Origin of the sequence: Kitasatospora sp. NPDC058048 (genome assembly GCF_042885555.1) — a bacterium.
Lineage (GTDB): Bacteria > Actinomycetota > Actinomycetes > Streptomycetales > Streptomycetaceae > Kitasatospora > Kitasatospora lactacystinica.
The window spans coordinates 17,761-44,663 of record NZ_JBHVRT010000003.1 but is presented as its reverse complement, the minus strand read 5'-3'; the positions used below and the strand labels follow the sequence as shown (position 1 = coordinate 44,663).

At 73.4% G+C, this 26,903-nt stretch carries 22 protein-coding genes and 1 tRNA gene; 15 read left to right on the top strand and 8 right to left on the bottom strand.

Features of this window, described 5'->3' with window-relative positions; all coding sequences use genetic code 11:
• The first annotated feature begins 71 nt into the window (after window positions 1–71).
• From ACFVVA_RS03980 to ACFVVA_RS03945, 8 genes are all read left to right on the top strand, one after another.
• A complete protein-coding gene (locus ACFVVA_RS03980) occupies window positions 72–1,439 on the top strand; it encodes a hypothetical protein (protein ID WP_387685437.1) in 1,368 nt (455 codons plus the stop codon).
• 5 nt (window positions 1,440–1,444) lie between these two features.
• A complete protein-coding gene (locus ACFVVA_RS03975) occupies window positions 1,445–4,114 on the top strand; it encodes a tetratricopeptide repeat protein (protein WP_387685435.1) in 2,670 nt (889 codons plus the stop codon).
• 3 nt (window positions 4,115–4,117) lie between these two features.
• Window positions 4,118–5,470, top strand: coding sequence for a protein phosphatase 2C domain-containing protein (locus tag ACFVVA_RS03970; protein ID WP_387685432.1), 1,353 nt, complete (start codon window positions 4,118–4,120; stop codon window positions 5,468–5,470).
• Window positions 5,471–5,578: 108 nt separating this feature from the next.
• Window positions 5,579–6,934, top strand: a complete 1,356-nt coding sequence (locus ACFVVA_RS03965; RefSeq protein WP_387685430.1) for a VWA domain-containing protein — start codon at window positions 5,579–5,581, stop codon at window positions 6,932–6,934.
• Between the two features lie 346 nt (window positions 6,935–7,280).
• Window positions 7,281–8,441, top strand: coding sequence for an FHA domain-containing protein (locus tag ACFVVA_RS03960; protein ID WP_387685427.1), 1,161 nt, complete (start codon window positions 7,281–7,283; stop codon window positions 8,439–8,441).
• Window positions 8,442–8,609: 168 nt separating this feature from the next.
• The gene (locus ACFVVA_RS03955; RefSeq protein WP_359910612.1) at window positions 8,610–9,527 is read left to right on the top strand and encodes an ABC transporter ATP-binding protein; all 918 of its coding nucleotides are present in this window, start codon (window positions 8,610–8,612) and stop codon (window positions 9,525–9,527) included.
• Window positions 9,524–10,660, top strand: a complete 1,137-nt coding sequence (locus ACFVVA_RS03950; protein ID WP_359910609.1) for an ABC transporter permease — start codon at window positions 9,524–9,526, stop codon at window positions 10,658–10,660. Before ACFVVA_RS03955 ends, ACFVVA_RS03950 begins: the two co-directional genes overlap by 4 nt.
• A gap of 90 nt (window positions 10,661–10,750) precedes the next feature.
• Complete coding sequence (locus tag ACFVVA_RS03945; RefSeq protein WP_387685424.1) at window positions 10,751–11,155, top strand: globin; 405 nt, start codon at window positions 10,751–10,753, stop codon at window positions 11,153–11,155.
• 119 nt (window positions 11,156–11,274) lie between these two features.
• On the opposite strand, the gene ACFVVA_RS03940 is transcribed toward ACFVVA_RS03945, so the two are convergent.
• The 5 genes from ACFVVA_RS03940 to ACFVVA_RS03920 form a co-directional block, all read right to left on the bottom strand.
• Complete coding sequence (locus tag ACFVVA_RS03940; protein WP_387685422.1) at window positions 11,275–11,967, bottom strand: hypothetical protein; 693 nt, start codon at window positions 11,965–11,967, stop codon at window positions 11,275–11,277.
• A gap of 29 nt (window positions 11,968–11,996) precedes the next feature.
• Window positions 11,997–12,440, bottom strand: a complete 444-nt coding sequence (locus ACFVVA_RS03935; RefSeq protein WP_387685420.1) for an acyl-CoA thioesterase — start codon at window positions 12,438–12,440, stop codon at window positions 11,997–11,999.
• Window positions 12,441–12,582: 142 nt separating this feature from the next.
• On the bottom strand, window positions 12,583–14,247 hold the full coding sequence (gene ettA / locus ACFVVA_RS03930) for an energy-dependent translational throttle protein EttA (RefSeq protein WP_359910599.1): 1,665 nt from the start codon (window positions 14,245–14,247) through the stop codon (window positions 12,583–12,585).
• A 272-nt stretch (window positions 14,248–14,519) separates the two neighbouring features.
• Complete coding sequence (locus ACFVVA_RS03925; RefSeq protein WP_387685418.1) at window positions 14,520–15,974, bottom strand: Cys-Gln thioester bond-forming surface protein; 1,455 nt, start codon at window positions 15,972–15,974, stop codon at window positions 14,520–14,522.
• Between the two features lie 357 nt (window positions 15,975–16,331).
• Window positions 16,332–16,943 (bottom strand): single-stranded DNA-binding protein, encoded by a 612-nt coding sequence (locus ACFVVA_RS03920; RefSeq protein WP_387685416.1) that lies wholly within the window; start codon window positions 16,941–16,943, stop codon window positions 16,332–16,334.
• Between the two features lie 657 nt (window positions 16,944–17,600).
• Between ACFVVA_RS03920 and ACFVVA_RS03915 the strand changes: the two genes are divergently transcribed.
• A tRNA-Arg gene (locus tag ACFVVA_RS03915) sits at window positions 17,601–17,676 on the top strand.
• 278 nt (window positions 17,677–17,954) lie between these two features.
• Here ACFVVA_RS03915 and ACFVVA_RS03910 read toward each other — a convergent pair.
• Complete coding sequence (locus ACFVVA_RS03910) at window positions 17,955–18,560, bottom strand: TetR/AcrR family transcriptional regulator (RefSeq protein WP_359910590.1); 606 nt, start codon at window positions 18,558–18,560, stop codon at window positions 17,955–17,957.
• Between the two features lie 75 nt (window positions 18,561–18,635).
• On the opposite strand from ACFVVA_RS03910, the gene ACFVVA_RS03905 reads away from it, so the two are divergent.
• A complete protein-coding gene (locus ACFVVA_RS03905; protein WP_387685413.1) occupies window positions 18,636–19,190 on the top strand; it encodes a GNAT family N-acetyltransferase in 555 nt (184 codons plus the stop codon).
• 103 nt (window positions 19,191–19,293) lie between these two features.
• Here ACFVVA_RS03905 and ACFVVA_RS03900 read toward each other — a convergent pair whose 3' ends face one another.
• Complete coding sequence (locus tag ACFVVA_RS03900; RefSeq protein WP_387685411.1) at window positions 19,294–20,898, bottom strand: MFS transporter; 1,605 nt, start codon at window positions 20,896–20,898, stop codon at window positions 19,294–19,296.
• 187 nt (window positions 20,899–21,085) lie between these two features.
• On the opposite strand from ACFVVA_RS03900, the gene ACFVVA_RS03895 reads away from it, so the two are divergent.
• From ACFVVA_RS03895 to ACFVVA_RS03885, 3 genes are all read left to right on the top strand, one after another.
• The gene (locus ACFVVA_RS03895) at window positions 21,086–21,775 is read left to right on the top strand and encodes a TetR family transcriptional regulator (RefSeq protein WP_359910581.1); all 690 of its coding nucleotides are present in this window, start codon (window positions 21,086–21,088) and stop codon (window positions 21,773–21,775) included.
• Window positions 21,776–21,810: 35 nt separating this feature from the next.
• Entirely contained in the window at window positions 21,811–22,620 is an 810-nt protein-coding gene (locus ACFVVA_RS03890; protein ID WP_387685407.1) for an enoyl-CoA hydratase/isomerase family protein, read from the top strand.
• 91 nt (window positions 22,621–22,711) lie between these two features.
• The gene (locus ACFVVA_RS03885; RefSeq protein ID WP_387685405.1) at window positions 22,712–23,323 is read left to right on the top strand and encodes a phosphatase PAP2 family protein; all 612 of its coding nucleotides are present in this window, start codon (window positions 22,712–22,714) and stop codon (window positions 23,321–23,323) included.
• A gap of 1 nt (window position 23,324) precedes the next feature.
• On the opposite strand, the gene ACFVVA_RS03880 is transcribed toward ACFVVA_RS03885, so the two are convergent.
• Window positions 23,325–24,551: an acyl-CoA dehydrogenase family protein gene (locus tag ACFVVA_RS03880; protein WP_387685403.1), complete on the bottom strand. Its 1,227-nt coding sequence runs from the start codon at window positions 24,549–24,551 to the stop codon at window positions 23,325–23,327.
• Window positions 24,552–24,685: 134 nt separating this feature from the next.
• On the opposite strand from ACFVVA_RS03880, the gene ACFVVA_RS03875 reads away from it, so the two are divergent.
• Together ACFVVA_RS03875 and ACFVVA_RS03870 are read left to right on the top strand one after the other, a co-directional pair.
• Window positions 24,686–25,309 (top strand): TetR family transcriptional regulator, encoded by a 624-nt coding sequence (locus ACFVVA_RS03875; protein ID WP_387685401.1) that lies wholly within the window; start codon window positions 24,686–24,688, stop codon window positions 25,307–25,309.
• Between the two features lie 119 nt (window positions 25,310–25,428).
• The gene (locus ACFVVA_RS03870; RefSeq protein WP_387685399.1) at window positions 25,429–26,886 is read left to right on the top strand and encodes a cellulase family glycosylhydrolase; all 1,458 of its coding nucleotides are present in this window, start codon (window positions 25,429–25,431) and stop codon (window positions 26,884–26,886) included.
• Window positions 26,887–26,903: the final 17 nt, after the last annotated feature.

Here is a 26,903-nt window from a genome sequence, read left to right as displayed (position 1 = left end):
GGACCGCACGTCCGGTACGTCGAGCACGTCAGGTACGTCGGGATCGCACGCGAGGAAGGAAGGACACCGCGGTGGCGGCATCGGCTGGCCCGGTACTGAGCCGGGAGGAGGTCGACCGTGCGCTCGCCCGCCTCGGCGCGGAGCGGGACGCGGTCGAATCGGCGCTGCTCGCCCTCCAGGACCACCCGGGCCTGCGGCTGCTGGACGGCGCCGAGCTGTCCGGGCGCACCCTGGAGCGCTGGTCGGTCGCCGGCAAGGGACTGCCGCTGCTCTGGGCGCTGTTCGACCGCTACTCCGAGGCACTGGCCTCGGCCCGGGCCGTCCGGGCCCGCAAGACCAAGCCCGGCACACCCGAACTCGCCGAGCTGAGCGAACTGCTGACCGGCGACGCGGTGACCGTCCCGGGCGGGGTGGTGCCGGACGGCCCGCAGGTGCTCGGCGCGCCCGCCAAGCTGGTCGAACGGATCAGCCTGGACGCGCTGATGACCCGGATGAACTCCTGGTACGCCACCGTGCTGGAGGTGGTCAGCGCCGCCGACGCGGTCTGGTCGGCGCTGCCGGCCCGGATCGACCTGCTGCTGGCCGAGCTCCAGCGGGTGCGCACCCTGGCCGCCTCGCTCGGCGTGCGCACCGGCGCCCACCCGCTGGGCGACGACCTGGCCGGCCTCGAGAAGGACCTCACCGAGCTGCGCACCGAGGTGCGCGGGGACCCGCTGGCGCTGTGGCGCCCGGCCCGGGTGCCCGCCCAGCGCGGCACGGTCCCGGAGGGCTCGGCCTTCGCCGGCCCGGCCGGGGTGGTGGACACCGAGCGGTTCGACCGGGCCGGGCGGGCACTGGACGGCGTCCGGCTGGAGCTGGAGGACCTGCTGCGGCTGCGCGACGAGGCCGAGGACCGCCTCCAGGGCGTCGGCGACCTGCTCCAGCGGGCCGACGCCACCCTGGCCGAGGCCCGCCGGGCACGCGGCGAGGTGCTGGCGAAGATAGCGTCCAGCGACGTCCCGGCGGTGCCCGGACCGACCTCGGCGCTGCGCGAGCGGATCGTCGCGGCGCTGGACCTGCGCCAGGCCGGGCAGTGGGGCCGGCTGGCGCCGCTGCTGGACACGCTGGAGGACGCCGCCGCCAAGGAGCTGACCCGGGCCCGGCAGTCGCTCACCGAGGTGACCCAGCCGCTGGCCGTCCGGGCCGAGCTGCGCGGCCGGCTGGACGCCTACAAGGCGATGGCGGCCCGGCTGCGGGTCTCCGAGGACCCGGAAGTGATCGAGCGGTACGAGAAGGCGCGCTGGCTGCTGTGGAGCGCGCCCTGCGACCTGCGGGCGGCGGCCGCCGCGGTGGCCCGGTTCCAGCAGTCGCTGCGGCCGGCCCACACCGAGGCCGGAACCGGGCAGGGTCAGGAGGCGGCCGGCCGGCCGCCGGCCGACGGAGAGGTTCAGGGGGGCTGAGGTTGATGGGCGGGACGTGCGAACGGCCGGAGTGCTCCGGCAGCGGCAGGATCGACGCCGACGGCTACTGCGACGAGTGCGGGCTGGCCCCGGCGGCCAGGGCCACCGCCACGCCCGGGGGGGCGACGACGGGGACCGCGGGGACGGGAGCAGCGACGGGAGCACCGGGAACCGGGGCACCGGCCTCCGCCGGCCCCGGCTCGCCCTGCCCGCGCGACTGCTCCGGCACCATCGACCCGGACGGCTACTGCGACGAGTGCGGCCTGACCCCGCCCGGCGGCGACACCGGCGTCACCCAGCCGTACGTCCCCTCCGCCCGGCTCTCCCCCGGCTCCGGCCACGGCCCCACCGGCCCGGCCCGTTCGATGTCGGCCCGCACCGGCTCGGCCCGTACGATGTCCGGCCGCTCCCGCTCGCACCGCTCCACCCGCACCGGCAGCGGCCGCTCGCTGTCGGTCCGCTCCACCCGGGGCGGCGGCACCGCGGGCACCCGCAGCCGGCTGGGCGCCGGCCTGGTCACCGTGCCGACCGTCGAGGCGGCCGACCCGTCCCGGGCCGTGCTGGCCAACCCCGAGGTGCCCGAGCGCAAGCGGTTCTGCTCCAAGTGCGAGGCCCCGGTGGGCCGGGAGAAGAACGGCAGCCCGGGCCGCCCGGACGGCTTCTGCACCAAGTGCGGCACGCCGTACTCGTTCACGCCCAAGCTGCGCCGCGGCGACCTGGTCGGCGGGCAGTACGAGGTGGTGGGCTGCCTGGCGCACGGCGGGCTCGGCTGGATCTACCTGGCGGTGGACCGGCGGGTCAACGACAAGTGGGTGGTGCTCAAGGGCCTGCTGGACACCGGCGACGAGGACGCGCTCGCGGTGGCCGTCGCCGAACGGCGCTTCCTGGCCGAGGTGGACCACCCGAACATCGTCCGGATCATCAACTTCGCCGAGCACCCGGACCTGCGCACCGGCGCCACCGACGGCTACATCGTGATGGAGTACGTCGGCGGGAAGTCGCTCAAGGACATCGCCAACGAGCGCCGCACCGCGGACGGCCGGCGCGAGCCGCTGCCGGTCGAGCAGGCGATCGCCTACGCGCTGGAGGCGCTGCCGGCCCTGGGATACCTGCACGGCCGGGGCCTGGTGTACTGCGACTTCAAGATCGACAACGTGATCCAGAGCGGCGACACGCTCAAGATCATAGACATGGGCGCGGTCCGCCGGCTCGACGACGACGGCCCGATCTACGGCACCATCGGCTACCAGGCCCCGGAGATCGCCACCGACGGCCCCTCCGTCGCCTCCGACCTGTACACCGTGGCCCGCACCCTCGCGGTGCTCACCTTCGACTTCCAGGGCTACAGCGGCACCTACCGCGACTCGCTGCCCGGCCCCGAGCAGGTCGAGGCCTTCGCCCGGTACGAGTCCTACTACCGCTTCCTGGTCCGCGCCACCGACCCGGACCCGGCCCGCCGCTTCGCCTCCGCCGAGGAGATGGCCGACCAGCTCACCGGCGTGCTGCGGGAGATCATGGCCCTCCAGGACGACCGGCCCCGGCCCGCGCCGTCCACCCTGTTCGGCCCCGAACTGCGCGTCGTCGACACCGAGCTGGTGCTGCCCACCGAACAGGCCGGACAGCTCCGGGTGGCCCCCCTGGACCCGGCCGCCGCCGCCCTCGCGCTGCCCGTCCCCCGGGTCGACCCCGGCGACCCCAACGCCGGCTTCCTGGCCGTCCTGGTCACCCCCGACCCCGAGGAGACGCTCGCCGCGCTGGCCGCCGCGCCCACCGTCTCGGTCGAGAGCCGGCTGCGCGAACTGCGCACCCTGCTCGAACTCGGCCGCCACCCGGACGCCGTGCGCCGCCTCGCCGAACTGGAACAGGACCAGCCGGACGACTGGCGGGTGGTCTGGTACCGCGGCCTGACCGCGCTGGTCGGCAGCGGGGCCCCGCCCCGAACCGAAGGGCGCGTCGGCACCGAGAGCGAGGAGCGCGGGAGCGACGCAGGAGCGACGGAGCGACGACCGTCGGCGCCGGGCCAGGAGCGCCCGGAGGCGAGCGGGCGAGTCGCAGCGCTGCGGGCCGCCGCGGAGGCCTTCGACGCGGTCTACGACGCCTTCCCCGGCGAGGCCGCCCCCAAGCTGGCCCTCGCCATCTGCGCCGAACTGCTCGCCGACGGCGGCGACGCGGCCGAGTTCTACCGACTGGTGTGGGCCACCGACCACGCCTACCTGAGCGCCGCCTTCGGGCTGGCCCGGGTCCGGCTGGCCGAGGAGGACCGGACCGGCGCGGTCCGCGTCCTGGAGACCGTCCCGGCCACCTCCAACCAGTACACGGCCGCCCGGATCGCCGCCGTCCGGGCCCGGCTGCGCGAGCGCCCGGCCACCGACGACCTGGCCGTCGACCTCGGCGCGAGCTCCGCGCAGCTGACCGCGCTGCGGCTGGACTCCCGCCGCCGCGAGGAGCTCGCGGTCGAGGTGCTCGACGCGGCCCTCGGCTGGGTCGGCGCCGAGGCGGCCGCCGGCCGGCGCGCCACCGACCTGGTGGTACTGGGACGTCCCGCACAGGAGCGGGAACTGCGCTTCGCCCTGGAACAGTCCTACCGGGTACTCGCCCGGTTGGCCGACCGGGCCGAGATCAGGATCGAGATGGTGGAACGGGCCAACCGTGCCCGTCCCAGGACGTGGGTGTAGCAGATGCCGCAGCAGACCGAGTGCCCGAGCTGTTCGGAGCCGATGGACCAGGAGGACGCCTTCTGCGGCTCCTGCGGGACCGGCCGGAACGGCCGGGCGGCCCCCGGCTCGATGCCGACGAGCTGGGCCGCCGCGCGCGGCGAGGCCGTACCGTCGCCGCGCGGGCCGGTCTGCGTGCACTGCGGGCAGCCGCAGGTCGCCCCGGACGGCTACTGCGAGGGCTGCGGCGGCGCCCAGCCGCGCCCGCGCGACCACATGGAGAAGTCGCTCGGGGGCGTCGCCGGGGTCAGCGACCGCGGCGTGCGCCACCACCGCAACGAGGACTCCTTCACCGTCGCCGCGACCTCGCTGCCCGGCGGCGAGCCGGTCGTGGTCGCCGTGGTGTGCGACGGCGTCTCCTCCTCCGACCGCCCGGACGAGGCCTCGGAGACGGCCGTGGACGCCGCCTCCGAGTCGCTGCTGACCGCCCTGGAGGCCGGCCGGGACCCGAACCGGGCGATGCACCAGGCCATCGCCGACGCCGCCAAGGCCGTCGCCGACCTCGCCACCGACGGCGCCGGCCCCACCCGCCCCGACCTCAACGCGCCCGCCTGCACCTACGTCAGCGCCATAGCCGCGGGCGGACGGGTCACCATCGGGTGGGTCGGCGACACCCGGGCGTACTGGATCCCGGACGACCGCGCCGCCGCCGAGCCCTTCCGGCTCACCCAGGACGACTCCTGGGCGGCCCGGATGGTCGAGGCCGGGCTGATGAGCGAGGCCGAGGCCTACTCCGACCCCCGCGCGCACGCGATCACCGGCTGGCTCGGCGCCGACGCCGAGGAGGTCGTGCCGCACACCCTCGACTTCACCCCGCACGTCCCCGGGGTGGTGCTGATCTGCACCGACGGGCTGTGGAACTACGCCGAGGCGGCCACCGACCTGGCGTACTACGTGCGCCCGGACGCCCGCACCGAGCCGCTCGCCACCGCACAGACCCTGGTGAAGTTCGCGGTCGCGGCCGGCGGCCACGACAACATCACCGTCGCCGTGCTGCCGATCGACCCGCCGGCCGCCGCCGTCGAGGAGGCCGAGCAGAGCCCCACCGCGCTGGACCTGCCGGTGATCGCTCCGCGGCCGGCCGGCCGACCGGCCGCGGAGGAGGACGAGGACCACGATCCGACCCTGCCGGACCTCCCGGTGATCGGCTCCCCCGCCGCCCCGCTGCCCCCGCTGCCCCCGGTCCCGCCGGCGCCGCCGGAGGTGCCCCCGGCGCCGGCCGTCCCGCCGCTCGTCCCCGCCGCTCCGGCACCTCCCGTCGCCCCGCCCGTCGCCCCGCCCGTCCCGCCGCAGCCGCCGCACCCGCCGACGGCCTGACCGACCACCCGCCGGACGCCCCGGCAGCACGGCCCGCCGGCCCGCCCGGCGGGCCGCCCCACCGTCCTGAGCACGTCCACCCCTCACCCGACGGGAGCCGACCGCCCCATGGCAACACTGGCGAAGCCGAACCTGCCCAGGTTCAACGTGGAGATCTTCCAGAACGAGTACCTGGCCGACGGCGCCCGCGAGGTCAACGCCATCGTCACCGTCACCGCGACCGGCGGCGGCACCTCCGGCGGCCGGCCGCTCGGCTTCGCCGACGCCACCCCGGCGGGCACCGGCACCGCGGCCGCCGTGGTCGTCCTGGTGGACTGCTCGGGCTCGATGGACTACCCCAAGAGCAAGATCAACGGCGCCCGCGAGGCCACCGCCGCCGCCATCGACGCACTGCGCGACGGCACCGCCTTCGCCGTGGTCGCCGGCACCCACGAGGCCCGCGACATCTACCCCGGCGACGGCACCCTCGCCATCGCCTCCGCCACCACCCGCGGGCAGGCCAAGGAGTCGCTGCGGCGGCTCACCGCCGCCGGCGGCACCGCGATGGGCACCTGGCTGGCCAAGGCCGACAAGCTCTTCCTCACCCGCCGCGACATCGCCATCCGGCACGCCGTCCTGCTCACCGACGGCAACAACGAGCACGAGTCCGCCGAGGACCTGGCCCGCACCATCGAACTGGTGACCGGCCACTTCACCGCCGACTGCCGGGGCGTGGGCACCGACTGGCGGATCGACGAGCTGCGCAGGATCTCCTCGGCGCTGCTCGGCACCACCGACATCGTCGCCGAACCCTCCGGCCTGGCCGAGGACTTCCGCTCGATGATGGCCGGGGCGATGGGCAAGCAGGTCGCCGACGTCGCCCTGCGGATCTGGACCCCGGCCAACGCCACGGTCAGGTTCGTCAAGCAGGTCGCCCCCGCGGTCGAGGACCTGACCTCCCGCCGCACCGAGGCCGGGCCCCGGGCCGGCGACTACCCCACCGGCTCCTGGGGCGATGAGAGCCGCGACTACCACGTCTGCGTCGAGGTGCCGGCCGCCTCGGTCGGCAACGAGATGCTGGCCGCCCGGATCAGCCTGGTGCTGCCCGACCAGGTCGCCGGCGGCACCCCGGAGGTGCTCACCCAGGGCCTGGTCAAGGCGGTCTGGACCGACGACCTGGCCTCCTCCACCCGGATCAGCCCGCAGGTCGCCCACTACACCGGGCAGGCCGAGCTCGCCTCCTCCATCCAGGAGGGCCTGGAGGCCCACCGGGCCGGGGACGTCGACCGCGCGACCTCCAAGCTGGGCGCGGCCGTCCGGATCGCCCACGCGACCGGGAACGAGGGCACCTACAAGCTGCTCCAGAAGGTGGTGGACGTGGTGGACCCGAAGGAGGGTACGGTTCGGTTCCGTAAGAACGTGAGCGAGGCCGACTCGATGACCCTTGAGACCCGGTCGACCAAGACGGTACGTGTGAAGAAGTGACCGCTGAAGACGTGACCGGGCCGGCACCCCGGCGCGACGCCGCACCGAGCCGGCCCGAAACGAGGGGGACCTGATGCCGATCTGCCCGAGGGGCCACGAGTCGCAGGCCGAGGACTGGTGCGACTTCTGCGGCTTCCCGATGACTCCGCCGGCCCCCGCGCCGGGGGCGCACGGAGGCTACCCGGGGGCGCCCGGGGCCGACCCCGCGCCTGGCGCGCACGCCGGACACCACCCGGGGTACGGCGGCGCGTCCTTCGGCGCTCCGCCGCCTCCGCCGCCGATGCCGCCGGGGGCCGTCCCCCCGGGAGCCGTCCCGCCGCCCGGGGCACCCCTGCCGCCCCCGGGCATGGTGCCCCCGCCCCCGCACGGGGCCGTCCAGCCCCAGGCCGGGCCGCAGGGCCTCACCACGGGCCTGGCCTTCTGCCCGATCTGCCGCAGCCCGCAGACCGGACGGTTCTGCGAGGAGTGCGGCTACGACTACGAGCTCTCCACGCCCTCGCGCCGCCAGGCGCCCGGCGCCGGACACCTCCCGCCCGGCCCGGCCCAGCAGCCGCCGCTGAACATCCCGGCGGCCTACGGCGGCACCCCGCCGCAGGCCCCGCCCGGTCACGCGCCCGCCGGCCGGCCGCCGTTCGAGCAGCCGCCGCTCGGTCACGCCCCCGCTGGCCAGCCGCCCTTCGAACAGCCCCCGTTCGGACAGCCGCCGTTCGGTCACGCCCCGGCCGGCCAGCCGCCGTTCGGAGAGTCACCGTTCGGACAGCCGCCGGCCGCCCAGCAGGCCGTCGCGCCGCCCGTCCAGCAGCAGCCGCAGGCCCCCGCACACCCGCACACCTACGGCTACCCGCCCGCCCAGCCCGGCACCGGGCCGACGGCACCTCCCGGCCACCACGCCGGGGGCGAGGGGAACACGCCGGAGGGCGCGTTCCCCGACACCTCGGTGCGCGAGGACTCCGGGCCGGTCTACGCCCACCCGGCCGGCCCCGGCCCGAACAGCCGCGGCGGCGACTTCGGCACCTCCTTCAACCTGGCCCCGCCGCAGCAGGCACAGCAGGCACAGCCGCAGCAACCCCAGGAACCCGCCCCGGCCGAGCCGGTGCGGACCAACTGGATCGCCGTGGTCGCGGCCGACCGGGACTACTTCACCGAGATGATGGCCCGCAGCGGCCCCGAGGCGGCCGGCCTGTTCTTCCCGCCGTACTGCCCCGAGCGCCGGATCCCGCTGACCGGCCGCGGCCAGCTGCGAATCGGACGGCGCAGCCAGCACCGCGGCACGGTGCCGGAGATCGACCTGTCCGTCCCGCCGGAGGACCCGGGCGCCTCGCACCAGCACGCGCTGCTCGCCGAACAGGCGGACGGCAGCTGGGTCCTGGTCGACCAGGACTCGACCAACGGCACCACCGTGAACGGCGGCGCGGAGCCGATCACCCCGCACACCGCGATCCCGCTGAACGACGGCGACCGGATCCACATCGGCGCCTGGACCACCATCACCGTGCACCGCGGCTGAAAGACCGCCACATCATTCCCTGATGGGCCGTCAGTGCCAACTCCGGTCGGGCCGGGCGGAATTCGACATCCGCCCGGCCCGACTTTGTTTGCCCCCTCTTCAAAATATCCGCAAATTCGCTCGCACGGATGTGCACAGGAGCCTTCGCAGCCCCTAGGCTCAGGCCACATGACTGCTGCTATATCCGCTGACGGCATACGTCAGCGGTACGGGGATGTGCAGGCCGTCGACGGGGTGTCGTTCACCGTCGAGGCCGGCGAGTTCTACGGGATCCTGGGCCCCAACGGCGCCGGGAAGACCACCACGATGGAGATCCTGGAAGGAGTCCGGAAACCGGACGAGGGCCGGATCCAGCTGCTGGGCATGGAGCCCTGGCCGCGCAATCCGAAACTGCTGCCGCGAATCGGCGTGCAGTTCCAGGCGACCGCTTTCTTCCGGAAACTGACGGCCCGGGAGACCATCCGCACCTTCGCGTCGTTCTACGGGGTCGGCCCCAAGCGGGCCGATGCGATGCTGGAGCGGGTCGGCCTCTCGGACAAGGCCGAGACCCTGACCGACCAGATGTCCGGCGGCCAGGCCCAGCGCCTGTCGATCGCCTGCGCACTGGCGCACGACCCGGAGCTCGTCTTCCTGGACGAGCCCACCACCGGACTCGACCCGCAGTCCCGGCGCAACCTGTGGGACCTCCTGCGGGACATCAACGCCGAAGGCCGCACGGTCGTGCTGACCACGCACTACCTGGACGAGGCCGAGGTGCTCTGCGACCGGGTCTCGATCATGGACCACGGCAAGATCCTCCACACCGGCGCCCCGGCGGCGCTGATCCGCGAGATCGACGACACCGTCCGGATCAGCGTGGCCTCCGGCCAACTCCCGCTCGCCCGGGCCCGGGAGCTGATGACCGCGGCCGGCGCGGACATCGCCAACCTGGAGGACGACACCGTCTCGCTCTCCGTCTCCACCCGCGTTCCGGCCCCGGTGCTCAGCGTCCTCGCCGAGCAGAACGCGCTGCGCGGCCTGGAAGTGCGCGGCGCCACCCTGGAGGACGTCTTCCTCCAGCTGACCGGACGGGAGTTCCGCGCATGACCGCCAGCACCTCCACCGAGCCGCAGGCCCCGGCCCGGCGCGGCGGCCCCGCCACCGACGAGCGGGAGCGGGTCAGCGCGTTCTGGAGCCTGTCCCGCGCCATGCTGCTCGGGATGAAGCGCGACCGCACCGCGACCTTCTTCATCCTGCTGTTCCCGCTGGTGTTCCTGGTGTTCTTCGGCAGCGTCACCAAGGGCTCCGGCAGCCCCCACGCCAAGGTGGCCCAGGTCGGCGCGGTGAAGCTGTTCGACTCGATCCAGGGCGACGAGCGGGCCGGGCTGGACAAGGTCCTCACCATCACGAAGACCGACGACGAGGCCGCCACGCTGGAGAAGGTCCGCAAGGGCGACTACGACGCGCTGATCAAGCAGGGCCCGGACGGCACGGTCGAGCTGCGCTACACCGCCGCCGACCAGGTCCGCGCCGGCGCGCTCCAGGGCATCCTCAACTCGGTCGTCCAGACCGCCAACCAGGCGGCCACCGGCCAGAAGCCGGCCTTCGTGCTGGACTCCCAGCAGGTCGAGGACAAGTCGCTCAAGCCGATCCAGTTCCTCACCCCCGGCCTGCTCGGCTGGGCCGTCGCCACCGGCGCGGTGTTCGGTGCCGCGCTGACGCTGGTCAACTGGCGCAAGTCCAAGGTGCTGCGGCGGCTGCGGCTGGCCCCGATCAACGCCGGAACCGTGGTCAGCTCCCGGATCCTGGTCTCGCTGCTGACCGCGTTCCTGCAGACCGCCGTCTTCCTGGTGGTCGCGACGAGCTTCTTCGGGCTCAAGCTCACCGGCAACTGGTGGCTGATCATCCCGCTGGTGGCCTGCGCGACGCTCGCCTTCATGTCGATCGGCCTGCTGGCCGGCTCGGTCGCCAAGACCGAGGAGGCGGCCAACGGCATCTCGCAGATCATCGTGCTGCCGATGTCCTTCCTGTCCGGCTCGTTCTTCCCGCTGGACGGGGCGCCGGGCTGGCTGAAGGCCGTCTCCGAGGTCATGCCGCTGCACTACCTGGTCAACTCCGCCCAGTCGGTGCTCACCCGCGGCGGCGGCGTCATGGACGCCCTGCCGACCATGGGCGGCCTGCTGCTCTTCGCGGCCGTGCTGACCGGCATCTCCTGGAAGCTGTTCCGCTGGGAGGACTGACCCTCCCCGGTCGACGTCCACCGATCCCGACGGGGTCGTACGCCTTTGGTCCCGGTGTACGACCCCGTCGGCGTCTGCGACCATGGTCGGGTGAGAGAGATCCGGCGAGGCACGTTGAGCGAGGAGACCTTCTACGACCAGGTCGGCGGTGAGCCGGCCTTCCGGCGGCTCGCCCACCGGTTCTACGAGGGCATCGCCGAGGACGAGTTGCTGCGGCCGATGTACCCCGAGGAGGACCTCGGGCCGGCCGAGGAGCGGATGGCCCTCTTCCTGATGCAGTACTGGGGCGGCCCGCGCACCTACAGCGAGCGGCGCGGCCACCCCCGGCTGCGGATGCGGCACGCACCGTTCAAGGTCGACAAGGCCGCGCACGACGCCTGGCTCACCCACATGCGGGCGGCCGTGGCGAGCCTGGAGCTGCCGGCCGAGCACGAGCAGCAGCTGCTCGAGTACCTGACCTACGCCGCCGCCTCGATGATCAACACCCCGGGCTGAGGCCGTTCCCGGGGTCTTCCCTGGGTCTTCCCCCGGGGGGGGCTTCCCCCGGGGTCTTCCCGGGCTTGCGGGCCGGGGCTTGCGGGCCGGGGCTTGCGGGCCGGGGTTCGCGGGCCCGGCTACCGGACCGGGCTGAGCCCCAGCCCCGCGCCCGGCGCGGCCACCGTGCGCACCGCCACCGAGCCCGCCGGGGCGCTCAGCCGCAGCCAGCCGCCCGCCCGGTGCACGGTCAGCGGGGCACCGGGCCGCAGGAAGCCGATCACGTACGCGGCGTGCAGCGCGCGCAGCGGCAGCTCGGGCAGCACCGTGACCGGGCGGGACCAGATCTCGTCGGCCAGCGCGTCCAGCACCGTGCGGCCGCGGTGGTGCGCCGGGACCGCCTCGCTGCGCTCGCGGAACTCCTGTACCCCGGCCATGAGTTCGGGGTACACCTCGGCCACCGGCGGGGCGCCCACCGGCCGCCAGCCGGTGCGCGGCGGCAGCAGCCCGGCCCAGGCCGGGCCGGTCACCGGCGCGGGCAGCGCGACGGCGCCCGCCTCGGCGTCCACCCCGTCCAGCAACTGGCCCGCCGAGACGGTCAGGTCCACCGGGCCGTCCAGACCGCCCAGCCGCACGGTACGGACCGCCAGCGCGCCCGAACCGCCCAGCGGCAGCCGTCCGAAGACCGCCAGCACGCCGTCGCCGTCGCCCGGGCCCACCGCCTGGAGCCGGACGGCCGCCGCCCGGTCGAAGCGCAGCAGGCGCAGCAGGAAGGCGGAGAGGTCGGCGGCCTCCCCGGTGTCGGTCAGGGCGAGACGGGCGGTGATGGTCACAGCGGTTCAGCTCGAATCGTCAGGTGGGGTCAGACGGCGGCGACGGCCGGCTCTACGTCCATGAAGCGGCCGAGGAACTCCCGCTCCACCGGCGAGATCCGGCGCGGCCGGCCCTCGGCCAGGTCGTAGGGGACGACCACGGTGGACGCCCGGACGTACACGATGTCGCTGCCGTCCTCGGCGACGTCCTTGATCTCGTACGAGACCGTCAGCGAGGCGCCGCCGATCTTCGTCACCCAGGTCTCGATGGTGACCGGCTCGGGCCGGTGCACCAGCGGACGCTTGTAGTCGATCTCGTGGCGGGCCACCACCGAGCCGCCCGCGAACTCCCCGGCGCCGGCCGCGGCGGCCTGGGTGAACATGAAGTCGATCCGGGCCTCCTCCAGGTAGCGCAGGAAGACCACGTTGTTGACGTGCCCGAAGGCGTCCATGTCGGACCAGCGCAGCGGGCAGGCGTAGATGTGGCGAGCCACGGCAGTTCTCCTCGGTGTCCGGTCGCCCGCCGCCGTCCACCGCCGGTGGCGTGGGACGCGACGCGGCGGACGGTGGCGACGGGCCGCGGCCCGGCAGGCCGCCCCGGGGGGCAGTCTGCCGGGCCGTTGTGACGGCTGGGTGTCAGCCTCGGGTCAGCTTCTTGTACGTGGCCCGGTGCGGACGGGCGGCGTCGGCGCCGAGCCGCTCGATCTTGTTCTTCTCGTACGACTCGAAGTTGCCCTCGAACCAGAACCACTTGCTGTCGCCCTCGTAGGCGAGGATGTGGGTGGCCACTCGGTCCAGGAACCAGCGGTCGTGGGAGATGACCACGGCGCAGCCGGGGAACTCCAGCAGGGCGTTCTCCAGCGAGGAGAGCGTCTCGACGTCCAGGTCGTTGGTGGGCTCGTCGAGGAGCAGCAGGTTGCCGCCCTGCTTGAGGGTGAGCGCCAGGTTCAGGCGGTTGCGCTCACCACCGGAGAGCACACCGGCCGGCTTCTGCTGGTCCGGGCCCTTGAAGCCGAAGGCCGACACGTAGGCGCGGGACGGCATCTCGACCTGGCCGACGTTGATCCAGTCCAGACCGTCGGAGACGACCTCCCAGAGGGTCTTCTTCGGGTCGATGTTGGAGCGGGTCTGGTCGACGTAGCTGATCTTGACGGTCTCGCCGACCTTGACCGTGCCGCTGTCCGGCGTCTCCAGGTCCTGGAGCATCTTGAACAGGGTGGTCTTGCCGGCGCCGTTCGGGCCGATGATGCCGACGATGCCGTTGCGCGGCAGGGTGAAGCTCAGGTCGTCGATCAGGATCTTCTCACCGAAGGCCTTGTTGAGGTTCTCGACCTCGATGACGACGCTGCCCAGACGCGGGCCCGGCGGGATCTGGATCTCCTCGAAGTCCAGCTTCCGCATCTTGTCCGCCTCGGCCGCCATCTCCTCGTAGCGGGCCAGACGGGCCTTGGACTTCGCCTGGCGGCCCTTGGCGTTGGAGCGGACCCACTCCAGCTCCTCCTTGAGGCGCTTGGCGCGCTTGGCGTCCTTCTGCCCCTCGACCTTGAGGCGCGACTGCTTGCTCTCCAGGTAGGTGGAGTAGTTGCCCTCGTAGCCGATCGCGCGGCCGCGGTCGAGCTCCAGGATCCAGCCGGCCACGTTGTCCAGGAAGTACCGGTCGTGGGTGACGGCGACGACGGTGCCGGCGTACTTGGCCAGGTGCTGCTCCAGCCAGTTCACCGACTCGGCGTCCAGGTGGTTGGTGGGCTCGTCGAGCAGCAGCAGGTCGGGGGCCTCCAGCAGCAGCTTGCAGAGCGCCACGCGGCGCTTCTCGCCACCGGAGAGCTTGGTGACCTGCCAGTCGCCGGGCGGGCAGCCCAGCGCGTCCATGGCCTGCTCCAGCTGGGCCTCGAGGTCCCAGGCGTTGGCGTGGTCCAGGTCCTCCTGGAGCTTGCCCATCTCGTCCAGCAGCGCGTCCGAGTAGTCGGTCGCCATCAGCTCGGCGATCTCGTTGAAGCGGTTGAGCTTCCCCTTGATCTCCTTGACGCCGTCCTCAACGTTCTCCAGGACGGTCTTGGACTCGTCCAGCGGCGGCTCCTGGAGCAGCATGCCGACGGTGAAGCCCGGCGAGAGGAAGGCGTCGCCGTTGGAGGGGTGCTCCAGGCCGGCCATCATCTTCAGCACGGTGGACTTACCGGCGCCGTTGGGGCCCACGACGCCGATCTTCGCTCCGGGGAGGAAGCTGAGCGTCACGTCGTCAAGGATGACCTTGTCTCCGTGAGCCTTGCGCACCTTGCGCATCGTGTAGATGTATTCCGCCACGTGAGATCGCTCCGGCGTCGTCGGGAGTAATTCGGCTTGCAGCCTTCCATTGTGCCGCACCCGGCCCGGAGCCCGAACCGCCCAGGTGACCCCACGGGGGTATCCGGAGCCGCTCCCCGCCCGCCCGGGCCCCGCCACCAGCGCCCCATCCGCCCCACCCCGGGAACGCGACGGCCCGGCTCCCCGCACGGATGCGGGAAGCCGGGCCGGTTTCCGCTCTCAGGGTCTCGGGAGGTCAGCGCCTCCCGGCCCGCTCGGGCGGTTCAGTCGGTTCAGGCGGTGGTGCGACCGTGACGGCCACGGCGGCGCAGGACGAAGACGGCGGCGCCACCGGCCACGACCAGGCCACCGGCGACGGCGGCGAGGATCGGGGTGGAGTCATTGGCACCGGTCTGGGCCAGGCCACCGGTGCCGGGGGCGGCGCTGGTGGTCGCCGGGGTCGGCTGGCCGGCACCGGTGCTCGGGGTGCCCGACGGGGTCACCGACGGGCCGCCGGACGGGGTGCCGGTCGCGGCCGGGGTGGCCGGGGTGGTCGGGGCCGGGGTCGGGGTCACGCCGGTCTTGCAGTCCAGAACGCCGGTGAACTGCTTGGAGTAGCCGTTCGGGCCGGTCACGGTGAAGTCGTAGCTCGCCTTCTCCTCGACCTTGACGAGCACGCTCTCGGTCTTGCCCGGCTGGACGGCGACCTGCTGCTTGCCGACCGTGACGGTGGCCGCCTCGTCGCCGGTGTTGGCGACGGACACCCGCACGCCGCCGGCGGCGCACTCCTCCTTGGCGGAGCTGTCGATCAGCGCGCCCTTGCCCTGCTTCCAGGTGGCCTTGGCGCCGGCCGCGACGTTCACCTTGGTGGAGCCGGCCAGGATCATGGTCTGGCTGTGGCGACCGCGGTTGTCCACCTTGCTCATGAAGACCCGGCCGCTGAGCACGGTGGCCTCGGCGGTGGCGTTGATGGCGGCCTTGCCGTCCGGGGTGCCGGCCGGCACGTCCAGGTACAGCGGGGTGTCCTTGTTGATCGGGCCCGCCAGGGCGCCGCCGACCGGCTTGTTGTCCTTGTCCAGCAGCTTGACCTTGTCCGCGGCGTCGCCGGTGACGGTCAGCTTGACCTCGTTCGCGCTGGAGTTCAGCAGGAACGGGCCGAGCTTGCCGCCCGACTTGCCGGAGACCGAGTCCGGGGCGAGGGTCAGCGAGGGCTTCGGCTCGGCCGCGACGCCCTTGTTGGCGTCGCCGACCAGGTAGTCGCGGAGCTTCTTGGCCTTGTCGTTGCGCGGGACGGCGTTCTTGTTGTCCGAGAACTTCCAGATCGCGGCCTGGGTGCCCGCGGCGGCGTCCGCCTCGCTCAGACCGTCGACGTGGATGGCCGTGGCCAGGGAGGCCAGGCTGGCCTGCGGGTACGAGTTGTCCAGGATCCAGCGGATCTTGGGGGCGTTCGCGTTGCTGTTGAGCGAGCTCGCGGCCCAGTCCGCCTCGTGGTACTTGGCGTTGCTGTCCAGGTAGACCGGGTTGTCGAAGTCGATGCAGTACGTCCGGAGCTTCTCGCCCGCGTCCGTCTTGAGGGTGAACAGGCCGCCGTCGACGGTCCCCTTGCCCTCGACGTCGATCTTCTCGCCGAGCATCTCGTTCTGGACCTCGGCGGTCACGCCCGAGGTCGGTGCGCCGGCCGCGCCGGCCGCGGCCGCCGCACCGGCCGCGAACAGGCCTCCGCCCAGCGCCAAGCTGGTCGTGAGCATGACAGTGGTTATACGGGACAGACTCAGCCCCTGCCTCTGGAACATCTGGGATCCCTCCGGGCCGGGCCGCACCGAGTGGGCAGTCCCCGCCGACTTGCCGATCCGCGCGTGCCCCCTGTGGCACTGCTGCGGGTATGAACCAGACGAATCCTATTGAGCCCCGGAGGCCCCGAAACCCCCATGCGAAATCAGGACGATTCCGTATCTGGATCGTTATCAATCCCCTCAGGTCCCACACAAGCTGACGGCCCGGCAGAAACTCACGGACGGTTTTCTGTTATGCGGTCGGATTGCGCGTGCGGGCGCAACGACGTTCTCGATCAACATATTTGTCGACAGGGAAGGTCACCCGACCGGTCAGGTCGACACATCCGCGGCGCCACCTCCCCGCGCCCTCCCGTCCACCTCCCCCGGTTCCCCCGCGACCGGCCTCCCGCCGGGCGGCAGCGCCCGCACGGCGGGTGCCGCCACCGCCGCCGGGGAGCCCGCCCCGGGCCGCGGCACGGAGCCCCTGCGCGCCTCCACCGCGCTGACGATCCACTCCGGCACCACCTCGTCACCGGCCTCCGCCCCGGCCGGCCCGGGGCCGCCCGACGGCTGCCCGCGCACCCCCGCCGCCCACCGGAACGCCGTGGTACCACGGGTGAGGTCGTGTCCGACCGATCGCGCGTCGATCTCGGCCCGGCTGCGCTTCACCTCCCCGTCCGCCCACTCCCGCACCCGCAGCCGGCCGCTCACCAGCACCGGATCGCCCTTGGCCAGCGAGCCGATCAGATTGACCGCCAGCGCCCGCCAGGCCGTCACCGTCACCCACTGCGTCTCGCCGTCCACCCAGCACTCGCGCTGCCGGTCGTACCGCCGTTCCGTGCAGGCGAGCCGGAAGTTGGCCATCGGCACCCCGCCGCCGGTTTCGCCGTAGCTCACCTCCGTCGCCACATTGCCGACCACCGTCACATGCGTCTCGTTCACGGCACACCCTCCGTTCCCGCCGATGCACCGTACGGAATCGACCGGTGCGCCTTGAGCGTGCACTTCGGGGGAAATCCCAGCCACCGAGTTCCGAAATCCTGTGGATAACTCGGGCCTGTGGAAACTTTTGTCACTCGCAGGGGTGAATTTCAGCCTCCCGCAGCCTCTGCATGGCCCGAATCTTCGCGGCCATGACAACAAACCCGCTGCTCGCCGCCCCGCCGGCACGCCCCGGAAGCCACCGGGGAACAGGATCCGGAACGCACCCGGACGGCCGTCCGCGCACGTCATCCGACCGGCGCAACGGCGATAAAGGCCCCCCACCCGCTCCGTCGGCGGCACATTCTCCGTGCCGAATCCATAACGGGTGAGGAGGCAGCCCCGTAACGACTGCACAACGTCCGGCGCGGAACACTCCCAGACCGCTGCACTCACGGCCTTCACCTGCGATTATCGGACCGCTCCACCGAACCGACACACCAACGGCGGTGTCGTCGCACCCGGCCGGGGAAGCGGTCACCCTTATCCTGTCCCCGACAGGGCGAGGGCCCACCACCCCCACCCCCACCCTCAGGTACGGGGCCGGACAGCGCGCGCCCCGGCGCCCGCCAGCCCGATCCCGGCCACGGTCGCGCCCGCCAGGGCGCCGCCCGTCCCGCCCCCATAGCTCAGCGGATAGAGCACCCGCCTTCTAAGCGGTAGGTCGCAGGTTCGAATCCTGCTGGGGGCACCATCCGGCAATTGCCCAGGCCACCGCTCCGACGAACACCATCCGTGTTCGTTCCGGACCACCCGGTCATCCCGTACACCAACCGTTCCGCGCACCCTTCGCGCAGAACTCGTGACGATGCGTATCGCGGCCGCCGTGAAACAGGACCGAAAACGGGGTCAATCGGAACAACCGGAATTCCCGGCGAATCCCCCGCCCCGCACAGGCCGGAGCATGCGCCGCCTTCGACGGCCGAGTCGACCCCGACCGGACCGGACCGGCGCACTCCGGCTCGGGCCCGCCTAGCCCGCCAGCCCGGCCAGATAGGCGTCCAGCAGCTCCGCCTGCCGCTCCGCCGGGAACTCCTCCGGAGCGAACAGCGCCTGCACCACCAGACCCAGCACGAAGGCCTGCGCCCCCGCGGCGAGCGCCGCCGGGTCGGCCTGCGCCGGGAGCTCCCCCAGCCTCTGGGCGTCCGCGACGTGCGCCGTGAGCGCGGTGCGCGAGCGCGCGTAGCGGCCCGCGTGCGCGGCCGCCAGCTCCGGGTCGGCCAGGGCGTGGTCCCAGGAGCCGACCCAGATCCGGTTGTCGGCCGCGGCCTCGCCGTCCAGCGGCAGCACGTCCAGGAGCGAGGCCCGCACCCGGGCCAGCCCGGCCGGCGGCGGGCCGTCGGCCGGGTCGGTGCGCCGGGGCCGGGCCAGCGAGCGCCGGTCCAGCTCCTCCAGCGCATGGCTGAGCAGCGCCCGCTTGTTCGGGAAGTAGTGCGTCAGCATCCCGGTGGAGGCACCCAGTTCGGCGGCCACCGCGCGCAGGGTCAGCCCCTCGAAGCCCCGGGTGGAGAGCACCCGCCACACCCCCTCGGAAACATCCGAGCGTCGGGCGTCATGGTCTCCACGGGCCGGTGTCATGGGGGCTATCGTACATACCAAACGTTTGTTATGAATGGTTCCGCCAACCTCAGCACCACCCGTGAAAGGCCGCCCGTGTTTGCCGTACCGCTCACCGAGAACGCCGAACTGCGCCCGCTGGAGCCCTGGCAGGCCCCCGAGTTCCTGACCCACCTCGACCGCGCCCGCGCCCACACCGACCCGTGGATCCCCTGGGCGACCTTCTCGGTCGACCTGGACTCCGCCCGCGCCACCCTCCAGCGCTACTCCGACGGCCAGAACGCCGACCAGAAGCGGATCTACGGCATCTGGCTGGACGGCACGCTGGTCGGCGGCGTGATGTTCGTGAGCTTCGACGCCCGGTCCGGCGTCTGCGAGATCGGCGCCTGGACGGAACCGGCCGGCGAGGGCCACGGGCTGATCACCGCCGCCGTCAAGCTGCTGCTCGACTACGCCTTCGCCACCCGCGGCATGCACCGCGCCGAGTGGTGGTGCTCCTCCGTCAACGCCCGCAGCCGGGCCGTCGCCGAGCGGGTCGGCATGACCCGCGACGGCGTGCTGCGCGAGTGGTACCCGTACAACGGGGTCCGCTACGACAAGGAGATCTGGGCCATCCTGGCCTCCGAGTGGACGGCCGCGGCCAAGGGCTGAGCCGCCCGCGACAGCGGCGGGGCCCGGTGGACACCTCCGTGCCACCGGGCCCCGCCGCTCGGACACCGTCCAGCTCGGACGCCGCCCCGCTCGAACCCCTCGCTCAGGCCGCCCGGGCCCCGACCGCCGGACGCTCCGCCGCCACCCCGGCCGGCGGCTCGGCGGCCTCGCCCGCACCCACACCCGGGACCGCATCCGCATCCTGGGCCGCGTCCCCGTCCAGGGCCGCGCCGCCGACCACCCGCAGCCGCCACACCAGCAGCAGCACCAGCACCAGCACCCCGCCGGCCGACAGGAAGACCACGTCCACGGCGTCGGTGAAGCTGCGCACCGCGTGCTCGCGCGCGGCCCCGGTGAGCGTCCGGACGGCGCCCAGCGGCCGGCCCTGCTCGCCGTCCGCGAAGACCCTGGTCAGCACGGTGCCGAACACCGCCGCCCCCAGCGCGTTGCCGAGGTTCTGGAAGAACCGGATGCCGGTGGTCGCCACGCCCAGCTGGTGCACCGGCGCGGCCTGCTGCACCACCACGATCAGCTGGCCGATCAGCTGACCCAACCCGCAGCCCAGCAGGGCGAGTTCGGCCATCACCGCGGGCAGCGCGGTGGTCGGCCCGCTCAGGCCGAGCAGCAGCAGGGCGAGCGCCGCACAGCCCGCGCCGGCCAGCAGGAAGGTCCCCAGCGAGTGGCCCCGGGCGAGCAGCCGGCCGACGGCCAGGCCGGAGACCGTCATCCCGGCCGCCATCGGGATCAGGTACAGGCTGGCGGTGGTCGGCGCGACGCCCCGGGCAAGCTGGAGGTAGAGCATCACCTGGACGATCGCGCCGATCATGCCCATTCCGACCAGGCCCTGGATCGCGAAGCCCAGCCGCACCACCGGGATCCGGAACAGCGACAGCGGCAGCACCGGCGCGGCGGCGACGGCCTGGCGCCACAGGAAGAGGCTGAACGCGGCGAGCGTGCCGAAGGCCAGCCCGAGGATCACCGGGGACGTCCAGGCGTAGTCCTTGCCGCCCCACTCGGTGACCAGCAGCAGCCCGACCGCGAACGCCGCGGCCAGGGCGGAGCCGAGGAAGTCCAGGCCGCCGCGGCCGGTCGCCCTGGGCAGCCTGATCACCAGGGCGACACCGACCAGCACCACCAGGCAGAGCGGCAGGTTGACGTAGAAGATCCAGCGCCAGCTGACGTGGTCGGCGAGCAGCCCCCCGACCAGCGGGCCGACCGACATGCCCAGTCCCGCGACGATCCCGCCCATGGCGCTGCCCTTGGCGTTGGCGCGCCCGCCCGGCTCCTTGAACTGGGCGATGACGACCATGGTGACGCTCATCAGCCCGCCGCCGCCGATGCCCTGGACGGCCCGGAAGGCGATCAGCTGGCCCATCGACTGCGCCGCTCCGCACAGCGCCGAACCGAGCGTGAAGGTGGCGACCGCCCCGAGGAGCACGCGCTTGGCGCCGTAGGAGTCGCACAGCTTGCCGTAGAGCGGCAGCAGCGCGGTGGCGGCGAGGGCGAACGCGCTGATCAGCCAGGGCAGCCGGTCGACGCCGTGGACCGGGTCGAGGTCGCGGACGATCGGCACGGTGGCCGCCGAGACGATGTTCATGTCGAGCACGGCCAGCACGATCGTGACCAGGCAGAGCAGCATGCCCGCCTTGCGTCGGCCGGGTGTCATCGGCGCGGTGGCGCCGGGCGGTGCGGGTACGGCGGTGGCCATGGTCAAGTCCCCCCAGGGTCGGTCGAGTTCGCGTCGGGGCCGGGACGGCCGGCGGCGCGTCCTCACCATGGCAGCATTTTTGTACCCGGTCAATTCTTCATCTCGACCAATCTTTCAGCCTGGGCAATCTTTCATCCCGGCCAATCTTTCGGACCGGTCAACATTTGAGCCTGGTACAGTCCCCAGCATGGCGATGCGACCCGCACAGGACCCCGGCTCCGACGTCGACCTGGACGCGCTCCCGCTGCGCGAGCGCAAGAAGCTCCAGACCGGCATGCGGATCTTCCGCACGGCCATCGCGCTGTTCACCGAGCGCGGCTTCGACCAGGTCTCGGTCGCGGAGATCGCCGCCGCCGCCGAGGTGTCCAAGATGACCGTCTTCAACTACTTCCCCACCAAGGAAGAGCTGGTCATGCGCCCGATGGAGCAGCACCTCGACGAGCCCGCCCGGGCGGTGCGCGACCGCGCCCCGGGCAGCTCCGCGGCGACGGCGCTGCGCGAGCAGTTCCTCGCCGCGCTGGAACGCTTCGACCCGGCCTCCGGGCTGAACGACGACCGGATCGTGCTCGACGTGGTCCGGCTGATCCACCGCACCCCGGCACTGACCGCCCGGGCCACCCACGGCTTCGACCTGCTGGCGCACGCCGCGCTCTCCGCCGAACTGATCGCCCAGGACCCGGCCCACGACGAGCTCACCGCCCGGGTCGCCACCGCCCAGGCGCTGGCCGTCCGGGTCGCGCTGATCGCCGCCAACCACCGGCGGATGCTCGCCGGCGAGCGGGCCGCCGACGCCCTGCCCACCGCACTGGAGGAGGCCCGCCGCGCCTTCGCCCTGCTCGAACACGGCCTCGGCGACTACTGCACCCGCGCCGCCTGAGAGAGTTGGCGCACCACGACCGACCGGAGGTGCGCATGGACCAGCCGCTGCTCACGCGGGACCGCTCCGCCCTGCCCGCGCAGGCCGAAGGCCTCAACGCGTACGTCGGCGAGGACGGCGTCGCCGTCCTGGAGTTCGCCCGCCCGCACCGCCGCAACGCGGTGACCCTGGCGATCTGGCAGGCGCTGCCCAAGGTGCTGGAGGAACTGGCCGGCCACAAGGGCGTACGCGTCCTGCTGCTCACCGGCGCCGGCAACACCTTCAGCGCGGGCGCGGACATCGCCGAACTCTCCGAGGTGTACGGCGATCCGGACCACGCGGAGGCCTACCACGCGACCAACGTCGCCGCCGAGGAGGCGCTGGCGGCCTTCCCGCACCCGACCCTCGCCGTGGTGCACGGTGCCTGCGTCGGCGGCGGCTGCCAGCTCGCCGTCGCCTGCGACCTGCGGTTCGTCGCCGAGGACGCCCGGCTCGGGATCACCCCGGCCAAGCTCGGCGTGGTCTACTCGGCGGTGCCGACCGTACGGCTGTCCCGGCTGATCGGCCCGGCCCGGGCCAAGTACCTGCTGTTCTCCGGCGAGTTGGTGGCCGGCCGGGACGCCCTGCCGCTGGGCCTCGCCGAACGCGTCCTGCCGGACGCCGAACTGGACGCCGCCGCACTGGACTTCGCCCGGGTGCTGACCCTCCGCTCGACCCAGACCATCGGCGCGGCCAAGGCCGTCCTGGACGCCCCGCCCGAGCGGGCGGACGAGGTCCTGGCCCCCTGGCTGCTCCGCGCCCGGGAGGGCTCGGACATCCGCGAGGGCCTGACGGCCTTCCTGGAGGGCCGCCCCGCCCGGTTCTGAGCCGGGCCGCACCACCATCACCTGTACGACCGGAAGCCGTCCAACCCGTCCAACCCGTCCGCCCCTTCACGCCCCCGGAGCACCCACCCCGATGACGACCGAGGCCGAGGCCGCGCCCGCCGCCCCCACCAGCCGGACGATCTGGGCCCGCCGGATCACCGACGGCCTGGAGCCGAAGAACGTGATCGTCGCGCTGCTCCCGGTGCTGGGCGGCCTCCGCTACGGCCTGCCGGGCATCGGCTGGGCGCTGTTCGCCATCCTCTTCGCCGCCGTCGTCCCGACCCTGATCATCCGGCACGGCATGCGCAAGGGCACCGTGGCGGACCGCCACGTCGGCCACCGGCAGCGGCGGCTGACCGTCTTCCCGCTCATCATGGGCTCGGTGCTGCTCAGCTTCGCGGTGATGATCGGACTGGACGCCCCGGCCGACCTGACGGCGCTGGTCCTGGCGATGTTCGCCTCGCTGGTCCCGATCCTGGTGATCACCGCCTGGTGGAAGGTCTCCGTCCACACCGCCGTGGCCACCGGCGCGGTGGTCTGCCTCGCCATCGCACTGGGCCCGCTCTGGCTGCTGCTCGCTCCACTGGTTCCGGCGATCGGCTGGTCCCGGGTGGTGCTGCGGGACCACACCACCGCGCAGACGGTCGTCGGCGCGGTGGTGGGCGCGCTCACCGCCGGGCTCACCTTCTGGCTGGCCCGCTGAGTCAGCGGATCGGCACCCCCGAGATCGCCCGGGCGATCACCAGCCGCTGGATCTCGCTGGTCCCCTCGAAGATCGAGTAGATCGCGCTGTCCCGGTGCATCCGCTCCACCGGGTACTCCCGGGTGAAGCCGTTGCCGCCGAGGATCTGCATCGCCTGCGCGGTCACGTACTTGGCGGTCTCACCGGCGTACAGCTTGGACATCGAGCCCTCGGCCGCCGTGAAGGGCTGGTTGTTGGCCGCCATCCAGGAGGCCCGCCAGACCAGCAGCCGGGCCGCGTCGATCCGGGTCCTCATGTCGGCGAGCTGGAAGGCCACGCCCTGGTTGTCGATGATCGGCCGGCCGAACTGCTCGCGCGTCCTCGCGTAGTCCAGCGCCACCTCGTACGCGGCCCGGGCGATGCCGATCGCCTGCGCGCCGACGGCCGGGCGGGAGGCCTCGAAGGTGGCCATCGCCGCGTTGCCCCGGCCCCCCGGGCGCTTGACGCCCTCGCGGGCCCGGGCCAGCCGCTCGTCCAGCTTCTCCTTGCCGCCGAGCAGGCAGCTGCCGGGCACCCGGACGCCGTCCAGCACGACCTCGGCGGTGTGCGAGGCGCGGATGCCGTGCTTCTTGAACTTCTGACCCTGGCTCAGTCCGGGGGTGCCGGGCGGGACGACGAAGGAGGCCTGGCCCTTCGCACCGAGCGCCGGGTCGACGGTGGCGACCACCACGTGGACGGCGGCTATCCCGCCGTTGGTGGCCCAGGTCTTGGTGCCGTTCAGCACCCACTCGTCCGCGGCCTCGTCGTACACCGCCCGGGTGCGCAGCGCCGAGACGTCCGAGCCAGCGTCCGGCTCGGAGGAGCAGAAGGCCGCCACCTTGACGTCCTCCGGCGTGCCGAACATCTGCGGGGTCCAGGTGCCGATCTGCTCGTCGGTGCCGTTGGCCAGCACCGCGACGGCGGCCAGGGTGGTGCCGACGATGGACAGCCCGATGCCGGCGTCGCCCCAGAACAGTTCCTCCATGGCGATCGGGATGCCCACGCCGGAGGGGTCGAAGTACTGCTGGGCGTAGAAGTCCAGCGAGTAGATGCCCAGCTTGGCGGCCTCCTGGATGACCGGCCAGGGGGTCTCCTCGCGCTCGTCCCACTCGGCCGCGGCCGGGCGCATCACGTCGGCGGCGAAGCCGTGCAGCCAGTCGCGTACGGCGAGCTGGTCCGCGCCCGGGTCCAGCGAGAACGTGCTGCTCATGGTGCCTGCCTCCGAAGACGTGTGCGGCCGACCGGGGTGTTACCTCGGGTAACATCGTGGGAGTCTGCTACTGATTGGTAACCGGTGTCAACGCCCAGGCAGACCCCGCCGAACCCGATCCCGAGGAGCAGCGCATGTCCCGAGAGCCCCGCCGCGAGCAGCTGCTCAACGCCGCCGACCGGGTCATCCAGCGCGAGGGGCCGGGCGCCAGCATGAACGCCATCGCCGCCGAGGCCGGGATCACCAAACCGATCCTCTACCGCCACTTCGGCGACCGGAACGGCCTGATCAGAGCCCTGACCGAACGCCACACCGGCGGGCTGCTGGCCGCCGTCCGGGCCGCCCTCGCCGAGCCGCTGGAACGCCGCGACCGGGTCGAACACGTCCTGGACACCTACCTCGCCGGCATCGAGGCCCGCCCCCAGGTCTACCGGCTGCTCACCCACCCCGAGCCCGGCGACCCCAGCAGCGCGGGCAACGCGCTCGCCCCCGCGCTCAAGCAGATCGCCGAGGAGATCACCCGGGCCGTGCGGAGCCAGGTCGACCTCGGCGCCGACCGCGACCTGCTCGCCGAGGCCTGGGGCCGCGGCATCACCGGCATGGTGCTGGCCGCCGGGGACTGGTGGCTGGAGACCAGGCCCTGCTCCCGCACCCGGATGGTGCAGGCGCTGGCCGACCTGCTCTGGGGCCGGCTCGCCGCCGCCGCGGACCTGCCGACCGCCGTCCCGCCGACCGCGCCCGAGCCGACCGCCGACTGAAGCCCGGCCACCCGGTCACCCGGTCGCCCGACAGCGTCCGCCGACCGAACTCTTGTGCCGCGCACGACAGTCCGGGCATCATCGGGCCCCACCCCCACCCCTGCCGTGCGAGGTCCCCGATGCGCCTGCGCCGCACCGCCGTCGCCCTGCTGCTCGCCGCCACCGCCGTCCTCACCGCCGTCCCGGCCTCGGCCCACGGCGGGCAGCCGGGCCGTTCCCCCGCCCCGGACCGCTTCCCCACCGGCACGGCCACCGCCGCCGACGGCCGCACCTCCCTCACCGACGCCCAGGGCCGCCACCTGCGGCTGCGCGGCTTCAACCTCGACAAGTACGCCGAGGCCACCCCCGCCGACCTCGACTCCGTCGCCGCCCAGGGCTTCACCCTGGTCCGGCTGCCGGTCTCCTGGACGAGGCTGGAGCCCGAGCGCGGCCGCCTCGACCCCGCCGAACTGCACCGCGTGCAGCGGCTCCTCGACCGGGCCGACCGGCTGGGCCTGCTGGTCCTGATCGACTTCCACCAGGACGTCTACGGGCCGAAGTTCGGCGGCGGCACCAACGGCGTACCCGTCTGGGCCACCCGCGACGACGACCTGCCGTTCACCCCCGACCCGGACGACTGGTTCGCCGGCTACTTCCAGCCCGCCGTCCAGGCCGCCTTCCGGCACCTCTACGACGACCCCGACCTGCGCGCCTGGCAGGCCGACTTCTACACCCGGCTCGCCCGCGAACTGCGCGGCCACAGCTCACTGCTGGGCTACGACCTGTTCAACGAGCCGTTCGGCCCGGTGGACGGCGACCCGAGCGATCCGGCCGTGCTGGCCGCCGCCTCCGCCGCCCTGGAACAGGGCCGGCTCGCCGACATGTACCGCCGCCTGATCACGGCCGTGCGCCGGGTCGACTCCCGCTCCTGGCTGTTCGTCGAGCCGACCGTGCTGGTCGGCCAGGGCGTGCCCACCCAACTGCCCGGCTTCGCCGACCCGCGCCCCGGCGCACCCCGGCTCGGCTACGCGCCGCACTTCTACGACACCGCGGTCGAGGGCGGCGCCGACTGGGACCCGGCCGGCGGCTTCGTGGAGCAGTACACCGCCGCGATCACCGGCTACCCGGCCGCCCACCGCCTGCCCGTCCTGGTCGGCGAGTGGGGCCCGCCGAACTCCCGCACCCCGGGCAACGCCGAGCTGGTCCGCCGTCAGGTCGCCGCGATGGACGGCTTCGCCGAGGCTTGGACGATGTGGTACTGGTGCCGGGGCAACGGCGGCTACTGCGCGCTCGACCCGGCCGGACGCCCCGCCCCCGGCGACGAACCCGCCTTCGGCCCGTACCCGGTGGCCGTCGCGGGCACCGAGGTCCGGACGGCCGCCACCACCGTGGGCTGGCGCTCGGACGGCACCGGGCGCGGCAGCGAGATCCTGCTGCCCCCGGCCGCGTTCCCGCACGGGGCCGGTGTCACCGTCGCCCCCGCCGGCGCCCGGGTCGAGGTCGAACAGCCGACCGGCGGGCGGGCGGGAACCGTACGCGTCCGGCTCCCGCACGCCCCCCGGGGCACAACCGTGACGGTCACGCTCACCGCTCGATGATCGGGCCGAGCGGCGTG